We start from the raw sequence: 20,571 nt of genomic DNA on the forward strand, positions 1-20,571 counted from the left end.
GAGTAGCGTATTATTATAGCGGTTGACTATAACCGGTTGATATCAGATACGGGTGAGACCGGGTAAAGTGCATATCTGGAAAATTATTATTTGAGCTCTGAAATAGCTATCATTCAGTATCGGTATAGCATGGCGTCCTATTTATGAAAAGAGGTTATAAGCTGGGGATTCGTGGACGTTTTTTCTTAGCGTTTGGCGTTCTGAGTGCACTTACCCTGCTGGCAACGCTTATCAGCTGGATATCGTATAACCGTCTGGGTGATGAGTTGAACCGGCTGGTGGAGGGAAATATCCAGACGCTGGGTCTGATCGCCGATCTGAAAGAGGGTGGAACTAAGATAACGCTGATGGCGCCGACGCTGATGGCGGCCAAAGATGAGGACAGTCGTCAGCGAATTCTGACCGGATTAAATGCAAACATAAACGCTATGACCGGCCTGCTACCACAAATCTCTGCTGTTACGCCGGATCATCAGGGGCAGGAACAACTCCTTGGACAGATTAAAGCGTTAAAGTCGACGCTGGCTGAACTGGATAGCAATGTGCTTCAGATGTTTGCTATTCAGCGCCAGAAAAAAACTGAAAATCAGCGCCTCAGGTGGGCAGGCTCGAGCTTTCTGACAGAGATCAGATCCGTTACCGAGCGTGCCCAGCTTCATCTTTTTAGTCGCATCAATCAGGGGTATCCCGACGCCTGGGCGGTGTCTAACTATTTCGGTAAAGACTCCGTCAGTGAGATCAATGCTGATCTGCAACGTTTGTATCGCATTGAAGCGGATGTAAACCTGCTAACCAATTTAGTCGATCGGGCAGGGCACCTGCCTGACCTCAATTCACTGATTGCGACTCAGCTTCATTCTGACCTGATTATTCTGCGTATTAATGAAGACCTGCAGCAGGTTAACGATCTCTATGACCTGCAAAACCTGAAAGAAACTGTGACGGGTATCGTGTCACTGACCCGGGGAGAGGGCAATATCTTCTCTGTACGGAGTCAGGAACGTCTGACGCTGCAGGCCGGAGAGCAACTGCTTTCTAAGATTAGTGAGGAGCTGGATAATTTAAACCAGTTGATCGCGGTTCAGACCACTAATACCGAAGATGCCGCACTTAATTCAGCCGATAATATCCGCGAGACGATTCAAAAGGGTCGTGTCTGGATGGTGTTGATGGTTGCCATGAGTTTACTGTTCTCCATTCTGACAGTCTGGTTGTATGTCGGTCGTAATATGGTCGCAAGAATTACCCGTCTGGATGCCAGTATGCGCGCCATTGCCAATGGCAATCTGGATGAGCCGGTGCTGGTTAAAGGCGGGGATGAGATAGGCACGATGGCCCGCTCGCTGGTGAGTTTCCGTGATCAGTTGTCTACCTTGCAGGAGGAGTTGGTGCAGGCCGGTAAACTGGCAGCCCTGGGGCAGCTGTCAGCGGGTATTGCTCATGAGATCAATCAGCCGCTGTCTGCCATCGGCCACTACTCGCATAATGGCCTGAGATTTCTGCAGGCGGGCAGGTTAGAGGAGGTAGAAAAAAACCTCAATCAGATCTCTAATCTTAAGAAACGTGCCACGATCATTATTACCCGCCTTAAATCCTTAGCCCGGCCGCAAAAAGATAATCTGATCGCCGTTGAAATCCGGCAGGTTGTGGATAATGTGTTACTGATGCTTGAGGGGGATGAAGTCAGAAAGCTGACCTCAATCGATGTTGTTTATGATCAGCAACAGAACCAGGTTAATGCCGATCCGGTGCAGCTTGAGCAAGTGGTGCTTAATCTGCTGACCAATGCCCTGGATGCGATAAAAGATAACGCTGATAAAAAGATCAGTATTGAGTGTCGACATCACCAGGACTGGTTAAATATTTATGTAAAGGATAATGGTCCGGGAATCAGCAGCGAGTTGCGTGAGCAGATATTCGAACCCTTTTTCACCACCAAGCGGCGTGGCCAGAGTCTCGGACTGGGTTTATCGATCTCGTATAACATTATTAATAGCTTTGGAGGCAAATTAAGCGTGGATCTCGAGGCGGAAAAAGGAGCGTCATTTTGTATTCAGCTACCAGAATTTCGGGGAAGCAAGGCATGAGCTCATCGACCTGTGATGGCCAGGTCATCGTTATAGATGATGAGGAGATTGTCCGCGAATCGATGATTCAGACTCTGCAGCTGGAAGGCTATGAAGCGGTGGGGTTTGAAAATCCTTTAACGGCGATTGCTGAGTGCTCTATGGGCTGGCAGGGCGTGGTTATCTGCGATGTGCGAATGGATCGCATGGATGGTCTTGAGGTGCTGCAGAAAATACTCGAGATCGATGCAGAAATTCCGGTGATTATGTTCAGTGGTCATTCCGATATTTCGATCGCAGTTCAGGCTATACGGCTGGGTGCCTACGATTTTCTGGAAAAGAATGATGACCCTCAACACCATCTGAATACCGTTCAACGGGCCTGGAAAAAACGCCAGTTGGTTTTGGAAAATCGCTGTTTACGTCAGACGGTTGAGGGACAACATGAAATTCATAATCGTCTGGTTGGACAGACTCCAGGGATCGTGCGGCTCAGGGAAACGGTGCTGCAGTTGGCGCAGATTGATGTTGATCTGATCATCAATGGCGCAACCGGTACCGGTAAGGAGGTTGTTGCGAGGTGTCTGCATGACTTTAGCCCCCGGGCGAAAAAACCGTTCGTGGCGCTTAACTGTGGTGCCCTGACGGAGTCCCTGATTGAAAGTGAGCTGTTTGGCCATGAGGCGGGTGCTTTTACCGGGGCCAACAGTAAGCGCATTGGCAAGATAGAGTATGCCAGTGGCGGCACGCTGTTTCTGGATGAGATAGAGAGCATGCCGGCCTCTTTGCAGGTGAGGTTGCTCAGGGTGTTGCAGGAGCGGGTGTTGCAACGGCTGGGTGGCAACGCTGACATCAGCATCGATATCCGGGTAGTGGCGGCGTCAAAAGTTGATCTGCGTGAAGCGTCTGACGCAGGTTCATTTCGGGAAGACCTGTATTATCGGCTGAATGTTGCCAGTATTGATATCCCCTGTCTGGATCAGCGGAAGGAGGATATTCCGGTTTTGTTCAGTCATTTTGCCGATCTGGCAAATCAGCGTTTTGGTCGTGAAAGTCGTGCGGTGCCTGAAACGCTGTTAAGAGAGCTTTGCGCTCAATCCTGGCCAGGAAATGTGCGGGAGTTGCGTAATGTCGCTGAGCGATGGGTGCTGGGACTGCCTTTAGACACGAGTCTTGCAGTCGCGCCTGCAGACCCCAATAGCAATCTGGATGATCTGGTTTCCAGTTATGAGCGGGGGGTGATTATTGCCGCATTAAAGGCAAACAAAGGCGTGGCGGAACTGACCGCTGAAAAGCTGGGTATTCCCCGTAAAAAGCTCTATCTGCGGATGAAGAAGTACGGCATTGAGCGAAGTGACTTTACGCAGGAGTGAGTTAAAAGTGACCCATAGAGTTAATTCTGTGTGAGTCAAAGTTAACCCGTTGACGGCTTTCTTGTTTTTCGGGCGTTTTGTAACTGTTTGTATTAGAAGGTTTTATTATATTTTCAGGGGTTTGGTACGGGCGTTGCTATAGTTAACAGGAGTTAATGAGAGCGAACGCCATTGCGATCACTATAAACCTCTATTAGGAGAATAATAATGAGATTTTCACTCAAACGCGCTGCAATCCTGTTTGCGTCTGTCGTTACACTGGGGTCTGCAGCTAATGCTTCGGCAGGGACTCAGTGGCATATGCCCACCCCTTATGGTGATGCTAACCTGCCAACCCAGATCGCTTACGAGTTTGCTGAAGAGATTAAAAACAACACCGCCGGAGAGTTGGATATTGTGGTGCATTCCGGTGCTTCACTGATTAAGCATCCTGAGATTCCCCGTGCAGTAAAAACCGGCCAGGTTCAGCTGGGCGAAGTGTTTATCGGTATCATGGGTAATACCCATCCGGTGTTTAAGCACGATAACATTCCCTTCCTTGCCACAACTTATGACAGTGCAGAAAAACTCTGGGAAGCGGCTAAGCCTGAGGTCGAGAAACAGCTTAACAAAGAGGGGATGATGCTTCTCTATACGGTGGCATGGCCCGCTCAGAGCCTGTATACGAAGGCGCCGGTTAACCGTCTGGCCGATCTTGAGGGACAGAAGATGCGCGCCTACAGCCCTTCTACTTCACGACTGGCGGATCTGATGAACACCTCGCCAACGACCGTGCAGGTGCCCGAGATTCCGCAGGCGTTCAGCACCGGTATTATCGATGCGATGATCACTTCGCCCTCCACCGGTGTCAATGGCCAGGCCTGGGACTACGTCAGCAACTATACCGATGTCCGTGCCTGGATTCCCAAGAACGTGGTGGTTGTGAATAAGCGTTCTTTCAAGCGTCTGGATAAGAAAACTCAACAGGTTATTCTTGATGCTGCAGCCAGTGCCGAGGCCAAAGGCTGGGCGGGCGTTCGGGGTAAAGCTGCGGAAGATACGATGACGCTGGCGGAGAACGGTATCGTCGTTTCCGAGCCCTCACCTGAGCTGATGGAGGAACTGAATAAGATCGGTGCCACCATGGTCGATGAGTGGAAAGCCGAAGCCCCTGAAGTCGAGACTATTCTGTCCACTTACTATAGTAATCTTTAAGCCTAACAGGTCCCGCTACTCTGGCGGGGCCTTCAGACAAGGGGGGACCACCATGCGTTCTCTACTCAATAAGTTGTATCTGGCATCCGGCTACCTCTCGGGGTTCTGTATCGTCCTGATTACGCTGATTATCGTGGCGCAAATTGTGGGTCGGATATTTGGATTTATTGTGCCTTCAGCGGAAGATTTTTCCGGTTATTCACTGGCTGCCGCAACGTTTTTCGGACTGGCTTATACCTTTCGGGAAGGCGGACATATACGGGTGACGCTGGTGATTCAGCAGTGGGGCAAAGGCGCACGCTATTTGCAGGAGTTGCTGGTGCTTATTCTGGCTCTGTTACTGGTGAGTTTTATGTCGTTCTACTCGATCCATATGGTGTGGGAGTCATACATTTTTGAAGAGGTCTCTTCGGGCTATGTGTCTATACCGATCTGGATGCCTCAGGTGCCAGTCGCTATGGGTATTGTGATGTTGAACATCGCCATTCTGGATGATCTTATCGTTCTGTTAAGACGCAGGAGCCCCTCATACAAGACCCATGAAGGTGAGCTTCATCTGGAGGAAATCTGATGGATATCACGATTATAGGTGTTTCGTTAGCCGTGTTTATGCTGCTGGCGCTGGCGCTGGGCTTCTGGGTGTCTCTGACACTGTTTGGCGTCGGGGTGCTGGGGTTGTTTCTGTCCGGTAATGATCAGATCGGTTTACTGTTTGCGACCTCAACCTGGGGTGCCAGTACTTCCTGGTCGCTGACCGCGCTGCCGCTGTTTATCTGGATGGGGGAGATACTGTTTCGAACCCGGCTTTCGGAAGACCTTTTTAAAGGTTTGTCGCCCTGGCTGAGCGGGCTGCCGGGCAAGCTGCTGCATGTTAATGTGCTCAGCTGTGGTATTTTTGCGGCGGTATCGGGGTCTTCTGCGGCCACTGCGGCGACCATAGGCCGGATGACGCTGCCGGAGCTCAAGGCACAGGGTTATAGCGACCGGATGGCCGTTGGCACACTGGCCGGATCGGGCACGCTGGGGTTGTTGATTCCGCCTTCGATTATTCTGATCGTCTACGGTGTTGCGGCGGAGGTCTCCATTGGCCGTCTGTTTATCGCCGGTGCTTTACCCGGGTTGCTGCTGGTGGTCCTGTTTATGGGATATACCATGATCTGGGCGTTACTGAACAAAGATGAGTTACCCCAACACGATAAACAGCACATCTCGTTTGCAGCAAAGATAAAAGCGCTGCGATTATTGCTGCCAATTATGGGCCTGATCGGTTTTGTGCTGGGTTCTATCTACGGTGGTTTTACCACGCCGACGGAAGCGGCTGCATTGGGTGTTGTCGGTGCGCTGTTTCTGGCTGCGGTAACCGGCTCTCTGAACAAAAACAGTTTTGGTGAGAGCCTAACAGGCGCCGTTAAAAGTTCCTGCATGATCGGCCTGATTCTGGCGGGAGCCCACTTTCTGACCCTGGCCATGGGCTTTCTGGGGATTCCCCGGGCGCTGGCTGAGTGGATCGCACAGATGTCTCTCTCTCCAGGCATATTGCTGATCTGTCTGACGGTGCTGTTTGTTGCGCTGGGCTGCTTCCTGGATGGTATTTCCGTGGTGGTGCTGACGGTTGCGGTGGTATTGCCGATGGTGCAGCAGGCGGGTATCGATCTGCTGTGGTTTGGTATCTATATCGTGCTGGTGGTGGAGATGTCGCAGATCACCCCTCCGGTCGGGTTCAACCTGTTTGTGATCCAGGCGTTAACCGGCAAAAATATTCTCTATGTGGCGCGTGCTGCACTGCCGTTTTTTCTGTTGATCATGTTCGCGGTGGTGTTGATCTATCTGTTCCCTGAGATTGTGACCTATCTGCCAAGATCCATGAGTCAGTGATGCAAGAGGGGTGCTCCGTTTGTGGGAACTTTACCGACGACTGCTTACCTGTGGCGCGGCAAACCACAGGGAGCAGTCGGCTGATTTTCGACGACGGGGTCGGTATCGGTTAACCGCAACGAACTCGCCATCGGGACCCTGAACTCCCTGAGCTTTAATACCGTTTAGCAAGGTTTGGCATACAAGGAGGTGTTATTGGCATGAAAGAGGGTCCGAGCCCTGTCTTGCTTAAACTATTCTATTTTTGTCTTCTGGACAGATGCCTGTCTGAGCCCATGTAAAAACTACAAAGGTTAAAAAATAAAACAACCATGCCTGATCGTTTATCTGATAAATCAGTGTTACTCACGCCTCTGAATGACTTAGTTATCGAAAGACTCCCGGCAGAGATGGCCAGTACCGTGGTCAACTTCTCACGTTATTATTACCAGACATCGACCGCCGACGGGCTGGGAGAGCGCTCGCTGGAAAACCTCTATGGTGCGACGATGTCATGCTGGCAGTTTCTGCAGAAGTTTAGCGGCAGCGAGCCAAAAGTCAGGGTCTATAACCCGGACCTGGAGAAGTTTGGCTGGCGCTCACACCATACGGTGATCGAGATTGTTCAGAGCGATATGCCGTTTCTGGTGGACTCGGTCCGTATGGAGCTGAATCGCCGGAATCTGGTGATTCACACCATTCATAATGCGATCCTCTATGTTGAGCGCGATAAGGGCCAGTTGGTTGATTTTGTTGAGCCGGATCATAAAGCTGCTCAGGCTGAATCGGTGATCTATCTGGAAGTCGACCGCACCAGCGATCCGACAGAGTTGAAAGCGATTCTGAACTCGCTGCAGTCGGTGTTAGAGAATGTGCGTATTGCGGTGGCCGATTTCGCCCCGATGCAGGCGCAGGCACAGGCGTTGCTTGATGAGCTGGCGCAACAGCCGACACAGTCAGATGATGCTGAGGCAGAGGCGTTCCTGAGCTGGATGCTGGATAACCGCTTTACCTTTCTCGGTTACGATGAGCTGACTATCAGTGATGACCGGGTACAGCGGGTTGAGGGCAGCGAGCTGGGGACACTGAAACTGCATAAAAATGCGGGGCAGGGTAGCTTCAGTCAGCTGCAAGACCTGCGTCAAGATGAGCGGGATTTTCTGTTAGAGCCAACCCGGCTGATGTTTGTCAAAGATTACCATTACTCGCTGGTACACCGGCCGGCGTATATGGATTGTGTAGTGATCAAACGCTTTGATGATCAGGGCAATGTGGTGGGTCAGTGCCGTTTTCATGGTTTGTATACTTCGTCGGTGTATTCTGAGCAGATGCTGGCGATACCGGGGGTGCGCAGTAAAGCTGAAGCGGTACTGCAGCGTGTCGGTTTTGACCGTCGCAGCCACAACGGTAAAGAGTTGCTGCAGATTATAAATGATCTGCCCCGGGATGAGCTGTTTCTCTCCAGTGAACAGGAGTTGCTGGACAGTGCGATGGGGATTTTCAGTCTGCATGATCGGCGTAAAGTCCGCTTACTGTTCCGCAAAGACCGCTGTAACCAGTTTATAACCTTCCTCTATTATGTGCCGCGGGATATTTTTTCCACCGCGTTGCGGGTTCAGGTTCAGGATCTGTTAGTCAGGGCCTGTAATGCCAGCGAAGCGGAGTTTACCACCACCTTCAGCGAGTCCGTTCTGGCCCGGGTTCAGTTTGTGCTGCGTATCGACCCGGATAACGCCGACACGCTGGACCTGTCGCAGCTGGAAGCTGAAGTGGTTCACGTATCACGCGACTGGCGGGATGAACTGCATTCTGCGCTGACCGATCTGTGCGGTGAAGAGCAGGGTAACCGGTTGCACCATAGCTATGGTCACGCCTTTACCAGTGCCTACCGTGAGCATTTCCCTGCGCTGAGTGGGGTGTACGATATTCAGCGTATTGAAGCGCTGAACGAAGCGAATCCGGTGACCATGAGTTTCTACCGGGTGTTGGAGCAGAGTCAGAACGTCCTGCGTTTCAAACTGTTTAATGCGGGCGAGCCGCTGGTCTTGTCCGATGTGATTCCGGTGCTCGAGAACCTGGGCATGCGGGTGATTGGCGAGCACCCCTATGCGGTGAATCGCAGTGACGGGCAGCAGTTCTGGATGCACGATTTTACCCTGATCAGTCAGGGCACTGAGCCGGTCGTACTGGAAGAGGTTAAAGATGTCTTCCATGATGCGTTTGCCAATATCTGGGGTGGCCGTGCAGAAAATGACGAGTTTAACCATCTGGTTATCGGCGCCAACCTGAGCTGGCGTGAAGTGGCCATGCTGCGTGCCTATGCCCGTTATAACAAGCAGATCCGTTTTGGTTTTTCACAATCCTATATTGCCGGAACGCTGGCCCGGCATATTCATGTCACCAAACTGCTGGTGGCTCTGTTCCGGGCGCGTTTTGAACCGGCACGCCGTGGGAGTCAGAAGGCTGCGGCACTGGCTGAGCGTATCAGCAACAGTATTGTCGATGCCCTCGAGAAAGTGGACAACCTCAATGAAGATCAGATTCTGCGACGCTTTCTCGAGCTGATCAAAGCGACCTTACGTACCAGCTATTTCCAGCGCGATGCTGCCGGCGAGCTGAAAGACTATTTTGCTTTCAAGCTGAATCCCCGGGCGATTGCCGCTATTCCACAGCCCCGTCCGATGTTTGAAGTGTTTGTCTATTCGGCACGGGTGGAAGGGGTGCATCTGCGCGGCGGCAAGGTTGCCCGTGGCGGACTGCGCTGGTCAGACCGGCTGGAGGATTACCGCACCGAAGTGCTGGGGCTGGTGAAAGCGCAGCAGGTGAAAAACTCGGTGATCGTGCCAGTGGGCGCCAAAGGCGGCTTTGTGGCTAAGAAATTACCCACCACCGGCGGCCGTGAAGCGTTTCAGGCGGAAGGGATCGCCAGCTATCAGATCTTTATCTCAGCGCTGCTGGATATTACCGACAATCTGGTCGGCGGGGAGGTCGTGCCGCCTGTGGATGTGGTGCGTCACGACGAAGACGACCCCTATTTTGTGGTCGCCGCCGATAAAGGCACCGCAACATTCTCTGATATTGCCAATGCGATTGCCGAGGAGCGGGGCTTCTGGCTGGGAGATGCGTTCGCCTCCGGCGGTTCTCAGGGGTATGACCATAAAGGCATGGGAATCACTGCACGGGGCGCCTGGGAGTCGGTCAAACTGCACTTCCGTGAACTGGGTAAAGATATCCAGTCGGAAGATTTCAGCGTAATTGCGATCGGCGATATGGCGGGCGATGTGTTTGGTAACGGCATGCTGCTGTCTGAACATATACAGCTGTGTGCGGCATTCAACCACCTGCATATCTTCATCGATCCTGAGCCCGATGCGGCCAGCAGTTTTGTTGAGCGTAAGCGGTTGTTTGAACTGCCTCGTTCCAGCTGGGAGGACTATAACCGGGAACTGATCTCTGCCGGTGGTGGTATTTTCTCCCGCGCCGCCAAGTGGCTGGATATCAGCCCGCAGATGCAGGCCCGCTTTGATATTAAAGAGACCCGGCTGTCACCCAATGAGTTGCTGACGGCGCTGCTGAAAGCGCCGGTCGACCTGATCTGGAACGGCGGTATCGGTACCTATGTGAAAGCCTCTCAAGAGAGCCATGCCGAGGTGGGGGACAAGGCCAACGACAGCCTGCGTATCAATGGTAATCAGCTGCGTTGCCGGGTGCTGGGCGAGGGCGGAAATCTCGGTTTCACTCAACTGGGGCGGATAGAGTTCTGTGCCAACGGCGGTAAATCCAATACCGACTTTATCGATAATGCCGGTGGCGTCGATTGTTCCGACCATGAGGTAAACATCAAGATTCTGCTCAATGAGGTAGTGGCTAACGGAGATATGACCGTTAAGCAGCGTAACGCCCTGTTGCGGGAGATGACCGATGAAGTCTCAGATCTGGTATTGCAAAACAACTATGAACAGGCGCAGGCGATCAGTATTGCCCACAGTCATGCTCGCCGGGCAATGGATGAATATATCCGCCTGATCCACCGTCTGGAGGCCTCCGGTAAGCTGGACCGGGAGCTGGAATTTATTCCGAACGATGAGCTGCTTCAGGAACGTAAACAGGCGCAGCAGGGGCTGACCCGGCCGGAACTGTCGGTGCTGATCTCCTATGTGAAGGCTGAGCTGAAAGAAGCTCTCAGTGAATCCTGGATCACCGATGATGCTTACCTGAGTCATGAGGCGGTTTCCGCGTTTCCGCAGCGCCTGGTGAACGAGTTTGCCGATGAGATTTCGCAGCATCGCTTGCGCTCCGAGATCATCGCGACTCAGATCGCCAACGGCATGATCAACAGCATGGGGATCACCTTTGCAGACCGGCTCTGCCAGATCAGCGGTTCCGCTTCTGGTGATGTCGCGGCGGCCTTTGTGATTGCCCGGGATGTCTTCAGCATTGATCAGTTGTGGCGGCAGATTGAATCACTGGATAACCAGGTTGATTCCGCGCTTCAGCAACAGATGATGGCTGATGTGATCCGTCTGATACGCCGTGCTACCCAGTGGTTTCTGCGTCACCGGCGGCCTCTGGACGTTGCCGGAACCGTGCAGCAGTTCCGCAATGGCGTCGAGACGCTCAGTGGACAACTGTCACAATTACTCAACGGTGAACCGCTGAACCTGTGGCAGCACAAACATGATCAACTGACAACGGCAGGTGTACCGGACGAACTGGCGTCAATCGTTGCCGGTGCTGACAGTCTGTATGCGTTGCTCAGCATTATTCAGTCAGCGGAACTGACCGGCAGATCGCTACAGCAGGTGGCTCAGATCCATTTTGGTCTGGGAGAGCGTTTGCAGTTGCAGTGGTTTGATCAGCAGGTGAAAGAGCTGGCGGCAAGCAATCACTGGGAGTCGATGGCCCGGGATGGTTTTCGTGAAGATCTGACCAGTCATCAGCAGGCGATTACCGTCAGTGTTCTGAGCAACGGTAGCGCAGACCTCCCGGAGGACACAGGTTCTGAAGCCGGGCGTGACGGTGGTGAGCAGGTCGAACACTGGCTGGAAAAAAACAGTCGGTTGTTAGAGCGCTGGCAGTCTGTGCTGCATGAGGTACGTGGCAGTGCGCATCAGGACTTCGCTATCATTACCGTGGCGATCCGTGAACTCATGGAACTGGCGCAGGCGCAGTAACGATTAACCGGAAGGGGCAGGGGGCGTATGTGAGTCCCCTGCAACTTCGGTAAAACGGGCCTGGAGACAGGCGGAAAGAGATTAACAACGTACAGAATTATGAAAACACTAAACTCATTTCCTGGGGTAAAGGTGGTGCAATGCGCACTGAATATTAAACAGATGGCCGCAGACAGCTGGTGGGTTTACCGCCATGAGTTCTGCGGTAATGGCACACTTAAACCGGTCTCCCGGGTGGTTTTCTTCGGTCGCAGTCGCGATGACGTAGAACGGTGGATCGAAACCCAGCGTCAGGAATCAACGGTCTATATGTTGTCTGACAATTAAATAACCTTTGGTGTGAACGGGGCTGATTAGCATCAAGGTCAGTCCCGCCCCACCCGAAACAAGCACCAGGAGGGCCGGGTCTTTATTTTAAGGCCTAGCCTTCCGCCTTTTTAGCGCGGCAGTTATTCCAAAAAAAGCCTATGCAGAGATGGTTTGGCTTTTTTTCGTTAACAGACAACGGTCATCAGGTGACAGACTCACATGATAAAGGAGCATGAAGAGACTGTGTTTTTTGATATCAGCTTTTGCTTGCGCGCTTTGTCGGTAAAATATCTTGACGCTTGCGCGTTATCATCGGATAGTTGACCACAGTTCTCAGCAAATCAAGGTGTTATACCGATCTATCACGGGATAGTACGCAGAGTGATTTGGGGATAACGCGCATGCGCGTTTACACGGAGCCAAATGAAAGGGAATTTTTCAAAAATGTATTTTATTCAATTAGTTAATCGTTTTTTACACGTATTTCATTTCCGTGCATATGCGCACGCGCACAACAACTAAGCCTGTTAGGCGGCAATATTAAACAATGGATGTCTTTGAGAAGTTGAAGGGAATAGAAATGGTTAAACTTGTAATTCGTACGTTGCATTGTGTACTTACGTGCTTATTAGTATTTTCACTTGCTGGGTGCGCAGGTAATCCACCAGTTGATCCAGCGAAGCTGTCAGCACCGCAGCATTTGACATGTGTTTATCTCGATGAGTCACTCTCTTTTTCGGGAAAATACGGCATATTAAAATATACGTGGACCACTAGATTGGAGCGTGGAGCATATTGGTCAGAAAAAGTTGATGAGAAAGGGACATTCTATCGGGCACCGACAGGTGGTATCTGGATTGGGAATAAAGAAAGAGGAGCATATACAAAAGGCGGTACAGCGGATGGAGGTTTCTACGTGCCTCATGATAAAAATGAGCCTGTAAAAACATATTCTTACTTGAGTTCAGTTGCTGTACCTCCAGTGGTTCCCCCCCAAAATTATGATTGTTCCAATACTGTATTTACACGGAATCCTGAAACTTCAAAAATTAGTGTGGTTACTCTTGCAGGAGCTGGGGCCGTTGGTGGAGCCTTAAATGGCCTCGTTACTCAGGGAATAGCAGGACGAGGAGTAAGTTATGGACAAGCTGCAGGAGCTGGCCTTGCTGGCGGTGCGATTGGTGGGCTAATCGTCGGAGCCATCATTAATTCTGACGTAGGTAAAATTATTGATGGCCAAGAAATTACGGATCAAGCATTTGCAAGTAAGCTGAAAGAACTTGAGCGAAATAAGGTGCTGTTAAAGGAAGTAAGGTGGTCTTCGCTTACTGAGGACGCTCAGCCAGTTGGTGCAACGGCTATGGATTAGATTGTTGCCACCCAAGAAATTAAAGGGGTTAAAGCCCTTTAACTTTCATGCCCATGCTGTTGGCTTTATATGTTACACACCCACTGACGGTAAGCCCCAATTACGGAGAATAAGGAATGATGCACAGAATTCAATGTAAATGCGGGGCGCTGCAAGGCCATATTCAGGGGGCGGGAACCTGCAGTCGGGTTGTCTGTTACTGTGCTGATTGCAGAGGCTTTACGAAGTTTTTGGGCTGCTCCGATGATGTGCTGGACGCTCAGGGCGGAACGGAGATTGTGCAGCTGGCTCAGCCCCGGGTGGTCTTTTCGCAGGGTCAGGAGCATCTTGCTGCGGTCCGGCTGAGTGAGAAAGGGCTGTTGCGCTGGTATGCAGACTGTTGCAAAACCCCGATTGGAAACACTCTGGCTAATCCAAAGGTTGCTTTTATTGGGCTTATTCGTGCATCCCTCGATCCTTCTATGATTGAGAAGGACTTCGGTAGCAACGTCGCGGTAGTGCATGTTGATTCAGCCATTGGCGAACCAAAGCCCGTGCAGAAAGGGCTCTTCGGTACCATCATGCGATTCATCTGGCTGGTTTTATCGATGCGTATTAGCGGTCAGTATCGACGTTCTCAACTATTTAATGAGTCGGGTGACCCTGTCGTGACGCCGACGGTACTGACTGCCGAAGAACGTAAGGTTATAAAAGCTGATATTTAAAGAGATTATAGTTCTTTAACAAATCGTCTCGATTAAGGGGCTTTTTACGCATTAACAGTGAGGAGCTTAATGAACCCTTTGAATTAATGACAAGTAGAAATTATGATTCGGACATGTTACTGGCAGGGATGCAGCCTCTACAGGCACTATAATTCTGTAGAAAATCTATTCTTCCCGTTGTTATCCTGCTGATTATTTAAATAATAGTGATTTTTGGTCATCGTGCTTTCAAAGGTTATAGTGCCAAAGGGCACTATAACCAGCTGTTATATGAGATGGGGAATTCAGTGTACGTAGTATCGTTATCTTACAAGGTCGACTTATCCGAAGTAGATAAGTACATAGAGGAACATGTTGCGTTTCTAGAAAAACATTACGAAAAAGGAAACTTTATCGCCTCAGGCCGCAAAGTACCACGAACGGGTGGCGTGATACTTGCTCATGCAGAAAGCAAAGAGTCACTAATGACTATCTTGCAGGAAGATCCATTTTTTGAAGCGGATTTAGCCAACTATGAAATTATTGAGTTTGTTCCAACCAAGGTGGCTCAAGGCTTTGAATCACTCAAAAATTTCATATAACAAGGCAATTTTATGCGGACGCTCCGCTTCGTTGCGCGCCGGTTATTTGCAGCGGTATTTATCCATATGAAAAGAATTATCACATTTTTGATGCTTGCTTCATGGTTGACCTCAAGTGCCGTTTGGGCAGCTTGTGATGAGAACATTACCGAAAGCTCACCTTCCTCACGCTTCGTTCTTAACGGCGGTGAAGCATATGACCAACAAACGAAACTGACGTGGAACCGTTGCAGTGTGGGTACCACCTGGACGAATGATACTGGTTGCATAGGGAAAGTGAAGCTATTGGGATTAGATAAAGCAAAACAATTAGCACAGGAACTCGGTGGCGGTTGGCGTGTTCCATCGATTGAAGAACTCTATAGTATTGTTGAACAGAAATGCTTCAATCCAACGATTAACTCCAGAGTGTTCCCAACAGTGACAAATTTTGGAGAAGGTGCGCCTTATTGGAGTGATACCAACGTTGAGGAAATACCATCACTAATTTACTTCATTGATTTTATCGATGGAGCAATAGATGGTCACTCCAAAGGGTTTCCACTGGCAGTACGTTTGGTGCGTAGTGAACCATAGTCTTTTGCTTATGAAAACTGACAGCCAACAAACCAATCAACCGGACGGAAGATACGTCTGAAATTAAAGGGGTCAAAGCTCTTTGACCAAGGATTTATATACGCGCTCTTATTCCTTGGTTTTCTAATATCCGGTTTCATCTATGCTGCTACAATTTAACACAGCATTGTGGCTGACAAGTCGCTGAATGCGTCGTTATGCATTGTAAGTGGATGAGAGAGATGGAAATTAAAAACGCTACAAAAGAGAATGCTTCTGATCTGGCCCATCTTATTAATCTGGCGGGCGAGGGTATTCCAAAATACCTCTGGAGCTCAATGGCTGAAGAGGGCCAGGACCCAATGGATTATGGCGAAATGCGTGCTTCACGGGAGGAAGGCGGGTTTAGCTACAGAAACGCACGAGTGTGTGTGGAAGATGCTCAGGTCCAGGGTATGATCATCTCTTATAAACAGCCCGACATCTATTCTACGGACGATATTGACGACTACCCGGACATCGTTAAGCCATTAATTCTTCTTGAATCGAAAGCACCCGGTAGCTGGTACATTAATGCAATAGCGACCTTTGAGCGATATCAGGGGTTGGGCATCGCACGGATGTTACTCAAAGAAGCTGAAGAAAGAGCCGTATCTGAAGGGGTCTCTGAACTGAGTCTCATCGTGGCATCCGAAAACACGCGGGCAAAAGGCTTATATGAATATCTCGGGTATGAGTCTGTATCATCATTGCCTGTCGTGACGTACCCCGGTTGTTTACACGGCGGTGAATGGTTACTGATGACCAGGAAACTGTGAAAGGCATAACCTGGATGAGCCGCCCCGGAGTCAATAGACAATGAATAAAGGGGTAGGTATTTCTTCCCTGAAAACGTGTTTGCGCAATCTTTTTTCTCGGTGCCCTTTGCGTTATCTGTCTGTGTCCGCGGTGGTAAAACGGCTCTTCACGCATCAACCTTCAGCAAAACGGACAGAGTGATTATCCGTTTTGCCGGCTCGCGTTATAACAGCGGAATCTGGCAGTGAATGGCACCGCTTTCATCCATCTCGGCTAACTCCCCCTGCAGTTGCTGGCAGAGGAGTTGCAGGTGATTACGCAACTGCTGAGCCCAGGGCGATGATGAGAACACCGGCTGGCCATCGGTCAGGGTCACACTGAGACGAAGCTGGCCCGGTTGTGTAGAGGGTTCAATGCTCAGTTTCAGGTCCGCGCCGTTGGCCTGCAGCAAGGCCAGTTCAGTTGCACTGATCAGTATCTGCCTGATCCGCACCGGGTCGGTGTTGATCTGGGCTGGCAGTGCATCATCTACCCGGTAATCCAGTAGCCAGCCTTCACGACGGCTCTGGGGAAGAAAGGTGTAGAGGATCTCGTCCATCAGGGGAATCAGTCTGACCGGTGCGGATTTCGCCGTCTGGTCAGCCAGGTGCAGAATGCCGATGCTATTCTGCAATCGCTGATGTTGGGCGTGCAGGCTGGTGGCAAGATCTTGCGCCACCGGGTTCAGGTCCATCTGTTGCAGTCTTTGACTCTGTTTAAGGATCGGCTGGATCTGTTGATTTAACTGCTGTGTGACCGCTTTCAGTAGCTGGTTATCAGGGCTTGCTGTCAGACTGGGAGTGGTGGCCTGCAAGCGGGCATTTTTTATGTCACGAAACGAGCGCAGCGCAACCACTACCGAGGTTAACAGACGGGAAGCGGACAGTTCTGCCTTGCTCAGGTAATCGTTGATATCGTAATTAACAATCACCTGGGATTCGGGGGCGTAACCCGGATGGCCGGTGCGCAGAATGACCCGGATATCCCGGTTGTTGAGTTGGTTACGGATATATTCGACCAGTTGCAACCCTTCGTCATCGTTTTCCATGACCACGTCCAGCAGTGCCAGCGCGATATCCGGGTGCTCGGAGAGTAGCTTTCTGGCCTCGGCACCACTCATGGCGCTGATCAGTTCGATTGGCCGCTGTTCAAATTCATAACCGCGAAAAATCATCCGGGTTATTCCGTGAATACCTTCTTCGTCGTCGACGACCAGCACTTTCCATGGGTTCATAAACTGCTACACATCGGTGTTTTTTCAGAGCTGCTATTTTGCCAGTAAAGGTTGCCCGAGTACCAGAAAAAGCGGGCGGGGTGTGATAATTTCATAACTAAAGTGTGTCCGTCGTTTATTTCTTTTTGTTATCAGGGCCGCGATAATCGATTAACTCAGTACTTGGTCAAACTGCAGGGCTTTTGCGCTGGCCCCCCACTGGGTATAAAGATCTTGGCTTTTATGCAGGCAAAAGCGCGCCAGACAAAGCTGTTGCTGCGATTGTAAAAAATCGCCATAGCGTTCATAACAGAGCGCCGGGTGATGACTGAAACCGTGCTGTTCTGCACTGACAATGGCCTGTTCATACAGCGGTGCGGCAGGCTGGTTAAGCAGACGGGCTTTTTCAGCCTGCAGCAGCAGAAGCTGTGTTTTAAAATTTTCCGGACAGTGCTTTGCCCAGAGTTCGAAGCGGGACTCAATCTGATCAACTTCCAGACGGCGGCGATGCACCAGCAACTGTTGCGGCTGTGCCAGAATGAGTCGCATCATGGCAGTACAAAACAGGGCTTCCGTGACACAAAAATACCCGGCCAGCTCATTTTCCAGCGCTGCTTCCCAGCTATATAACTCAGGCCAGAGGTGTTGTTGGTTGAGCAGAAAGGCCGCCATGATCGAGCTGATAGCCTGCCAGCCATGCTGATATTCAACCCGCTCTGGCAGGGGCTTTTCGCCACGCAGCTGTTCCATCAGTAGCAGGGATGATTGCTGCAGGCGGGCTGCCTGATGGGATTGCTGCCGATCAAGCATCTCCTGGTGATGCTGACGACACAGCGACAGTTGCTCATCCAGCGCAGTTGTCGTTAACAGCGACAGTTGGTGTTGCAGCAGACGGCTCTCGCTCTGTATTAGCCACTGGCCATGCTTTTCAGACAGCGATGCGACGTGTTGGATCTGTTCTCTGGCGCTGTGCAGGGGGGTGAACCAGTGCTGCACCTGACTGCACTGCAACAGTGCCGCGTTAGTGGCGATATCCGGTTGCTGATCGGTGTCACGCTGCGACGCATCTGTATCCTGCGACAGTAGCCCGCCAAACTGGTTTGCCAGTTGCATTCCCTGAACTGAGAATATCTGTGCCAGCGGATAGTCGCCACAGAACCAACTGGCGACCCAGGCATAACTGACAAACGCAAAGGGGGTCAGGTGGGTGCGGCCCTGTTGCAGGCTGAGCTTTGTCATCTGTCCGATGGCGCAGGCGGCCAGCAGAGGCTTACTCTGTTGACGTGCGATCAGGCTGATTTTTTCCAACAGTTGTAACCGAAGCAACGCTTCAGGTGACGTTAGTGGTGCTAGCTGAGGTATCTGTTGTTCATCTGTCAGTGTGCTGATCTCTGCGTGCAGTGCTAACAAGAGTAACAGCTGTTGGTTGTCCGTTTCGGGCAGTGCTGAATCAATCAGTAATGCCAGATGTTCCAGCAGGTGGTTTAACGCCAGCGCCTGCTGGTTTCGGTGCAAACATATTTCGGCGGTAATCAGCGCCGCGTTAATGCTGTCCAGTGGCGCGATGTTGCCCGTGGGCAGTTGCTGCAGACACTGGTCGGCGGAGTCAACCTCTCCTGCTAACAGGTGTAATTTAGCCCGCTGCAGCAGCAGTTTATTCTTTTGGGTAACCTGGTTAGGTTTCAACAGCCGGTAGGCGTTAGACAGGTAGCGACTGGCACTGCCAAAGCATTGTGCTCGCTGAGCGAGTCCGGCGGCGTGAATGTTGAGTTGCCGTAGCCGTTTGTGCTGCTGCGTGTCGCTGTGCTGAAATGCCCGGTTCAGGTGTAACAGCACCGGGGTGATCTGATCCAGTGTATATGTTGCCGGCAGACGCTTTAGCATCACCGTGCCGCAATGCTGATGCAGTGAGCATTTTTCGGTTTCACTGAGCCGCTGGTAAATGGCGCTACGGATCTCTGTATGACAAAAACAGCAAAGGGTCTGCTGACCGGCAGCCTCTTGTTCTGCCATATGGGATAAGCTTTCAGCGGTATGATGTGCTGCGCGGATCTTAGCACTGTGACCGATATCGATCAGTCCAAGTTGCTCGGCGGGCCAGAGGTGTATTGCCAGGCGCGCGACCGGGTTGTTGGTGATCTCGCCCAGTTCTGTCAGGTTGAACTGTTCACCCAGTAGAACCGCCCACTCCAACAGTTCAAGGGTAAAGTTGTTGAGTTTGTCGATACGCTTTTCAATTTCATTGATCCGCCGGCGGCTGCTACTCTCCTGCAGCCAGCTGCTATGGCTGTCCGGGTGGCGGGCGCCAGATGAGGCGTCAATAAATGCGACGGGCTTAATCTGTTGCCGGTATTGGCTGGGGGCGACGCCCATCCAGCGTTTAAATGCTTTTTGAAATGCCGACTGGTTAGAAAAGCCTAACTGGAAAGCTATTTCACCAAAACTTAACTGGCCGCGCTGAATCAGTTGCAGACAGACATCCCGGCGGGTCTGGTCATAAATATCCTGAAAGTTAGTCCCCAGGTGACCCAGTTTACGTTGCAGAGTCCTGAGGCTGAGTCCGACCGATTCCGCAATCTGTTCCCGGCGGATACAGCCTTTACCCTCTGCCAGCTGACGCCTGATCAGGTTGCGGGTTTGCGCCGTCAGGGCGCTCTGTTGAGCTGATTTACTTAACAGCGAGTCGGCAAATTCCCGGTGCAGTTGATGCATCTCCGGATTGGCATCGAGACAGCCTAGCGACAGGTAATCACTGGCCAGTAACAGCTGGTTTCTGGGGGCCTCAAACTGCACCTCAGCAGCAAAGAATTGTTGGTAGGGGAGCAGGTTTTCCGGCTTCGAAAACGTCAGATGGACCATACGTACAGGTATCTGATGGCCGGTTAACCAGCGGGGCCAGTTGATCAGGCAGGCGAGGAGGTATTCAACGGAGTGCAGCTCAGGCTCGTTCAGTTCAAACGTGAGCAGGGTTCCCTCAGCGGTCTGCTCCATCTGAATCATCGCCCCTTCAAGCAGCAGGGGCAGATAATCGATAAGTGCCTGATAGGCTTTACCCAGCGTTGCTGCGGTAGACATCAGAAAACCGATAGACCCGAGCATTCGGGGTTGGGTGGCTTCGCCGAGGTTCAGTGCAACGCGGGGGTTGTCAGTGGCGTGTGCCAGGGTCTGTAGTATCTGGCCATACGCGGCAGTCGGAAAGCGCGCCCCGGGTATAGAGAATTCTTCCTGGGTCAGTGAGGCGCTCTGCAGAATCTCAGTCTGATCCAGTCTGTAGTGCTGGGCCAGTTGTAATACCGGTTCCAGTAGTTTGGTTGATGCAGTGGTTACCGTCATGAAAACAAT

Annotated in this window: 14 protein-coding genes; 12 read left to right on the forward strand and 2 right to left on the reverse strand. The window is 51.3% G+C overall.

The genetic code is table 11. The features are described 5' to 3' along the window. The first annotated feature begins 143 nt into the window (after positions 1-143). The 12 genes from KDX31_03560 to KDX31_03615 all read left to right on the forward strand — a co-directional run bounded on the left by KDX31_03560 (position 144) and on the right by KDX31_03615 (position 15,997). Entirely contained in the window at positions 144-2,087 is a 1,944-nt protein-coding gene (locus KDX31_03560) for a HAMP domain-containing protein (protein UTW04104.1), read from the forward strand. Beyond that, positions 2,084-3,439: a sigma-54-dependent Fis family transcriptional regulator gene (locus tag KDX31_03565; protein ID UTW04105.1), complete on the forward strand. Its 1,356-nt coding sequence runs from the start codon at positions 2,084-2,086 to the stop codon at positions 3,437-3,439. The genes KDX31_03560 and KDX31_03565 overlap by 4 nt, the downstream gene beginning before the upstream one ends. A 207-nt stretch (positions 3,440-3,646) precedes the next feature. Further along, the gene (locus KDX31_03570) at positions 3,647-4,633 is read left to right on the forward strand and encodes a TRAP transporter substrate-binding protein (protein ID UTW04106.1); all 987 of its coding nucleotides are present in this window, start codon (positions 3,647-3,649) and stop codon (positions 4,631-4,633) included. A gap of 52 nt (positions 4,634-4,685) precedes the next feature. After that, positions 4,686-5,204: a TRAP transporter small permease gene (locus tag KDX31_03575; protein ID UTW04107.1), complete on the forward strand. Its 519-nt coding sequence runs from the start codon at positions 4,686-4,688 to the stop codon at positions 5,202-5,204. Beyond that, positions 5,204-6,508, forward strand: coding sequence for a TRAP transporter large permease subunit (locus tag KDX31_03580; GenBank protein ID UTW04108.1), 1,305 nt, complete (start codon positions 5,204-5,206; stop codon positions 6,506-6,508). Before KDX31_03575 ends, KDX31_03580 begins: the two co-directional genes overlap by 1 nt. A gap of 311 nt (positions 6,509-6,819) precedes the next feature. Beyond that, positions 6,820-11,661: an NAD-glutamate dehydrogenase gene (locus KDX31_03585; GenBank protein ID UTW04109.1), complete on the forward strand. Its 4,842-nt coding sequence runs from the start codon at positions 6,820-6,822 to the stop codon at positions 11,659-11,661. 99 nt (positions 11,662-11,760) lie between these two features. Then, positions 11,761-11,988 carry a hypothetical protein gene (locus KDX31_03590; protein ID UTW04110.1) on the forward strand — a complete coding sequence of 76 codons (228 nt, stop codon included), beginning with the start codon at positions 11,761-11,763 and terminating at the stop codon, positions 11,986-11,988. Between the two features lie 529 nt (positions 11,989-12,517). Further along, positions 12,518-13,339 carry a hypothetical protein gene (locus tag KDX31_03595; protein ID UTW04111.1) on the forward strand — a complete coding sequence of 274 codons (822 nt, stop codon included), beginning with the start codon at positions 12,518-12,520 and terminating at the stop codon, positions 13,337-13,339. Between the two features lie 116 nt (positions 13,340-13,455). Beyond that, the gene (locus KDX31_03600; protein ID UTW04112.1) at positions 13,456-14,043 is read left to right on the forward strand and encodes a hypothetical protein; all 588 of its coding nucleotides are present in this window, start codon (positions 13,456-13,458) and stop codon (positions 14,041-14,043) included. Positions 14,044-14,330: 287 nt separating this feature from the next. Then, complete coding sequence (locus KDX31_03605) at positions 14,331-14,624, forward strand: GTP cyclohydrolase (GenBank protein UTW04113.1); 294 nt, start codon at positions 14,331-14,333, stop codon at positions 14,622-14,624. 66 nt (positions 14,625-14,690) lie between these two features. Continuing rightward, complete coding sequence (locus KDX31_03610) at positions 14,691-15,200, forward strand: DUF1566 domain-containing protein (GenBank protein UTW04114.1); 510 nt, start codon at positions 14,691-14,693, stop codon at positions 15,198-15,200. A 221-nt stretch (positions 15,201-15,421) separates the two neighbouring features. Then, on the forward strand, positions 15,422-15,997 hold the full coding sequence (locus KDX31_03615) for a GNAT family N-acetyltransferase (GenBank protein ID UTW04115.1): 576 nt from the start codon (positions 15,422-15,424) through the stop codon (positions 15,995-15,997). Between the two features lie 203 nt (positions 15,998-16,200). Here the strand turns inward: KDX31_03615 and KDX31_03620 are convergent, their stop codons facing one another. Together KDX31_03620 and KDX31_03625 are read right to left on the reverse strand one after the other, a co-directional pair. Beyond that, positions 16,201-17,250, reverse strand: a complete 1,050-nt coding sequence (locus KDX31_03620; protein UTW04116.1) for a hybrid sensor histidine kinase/response regulator — start codon at positions 17,248-17,250, stop codon at positions 16,201-16,203. Between the two features lie 150 nt (positions 17,251-17,400). Then, positions 17,401-20,562, reverse strand: a complete 3,162-nt coding sequence (locus KDX31_03625) for an AraC family transcriptional regulator ligand-binding domain-containing protein (protein UTW04117.1) — start codon at positions 20,560-20,562, stop codon at positions 17,401-17,403. Positions 20,563-20,571 lie beyond the last annotated feature (9 nt).

This window comes from Amphritea atlantica, assembly GCA_024397875.1.
In the GTDB taxonomy this organism is placed as follows: Bacteria; Pseudomonadota; Gammaproteobacteria; order Pseudomonadales; family Balneatricaceae; genus Amphritea; species Amphritea atlantica_B.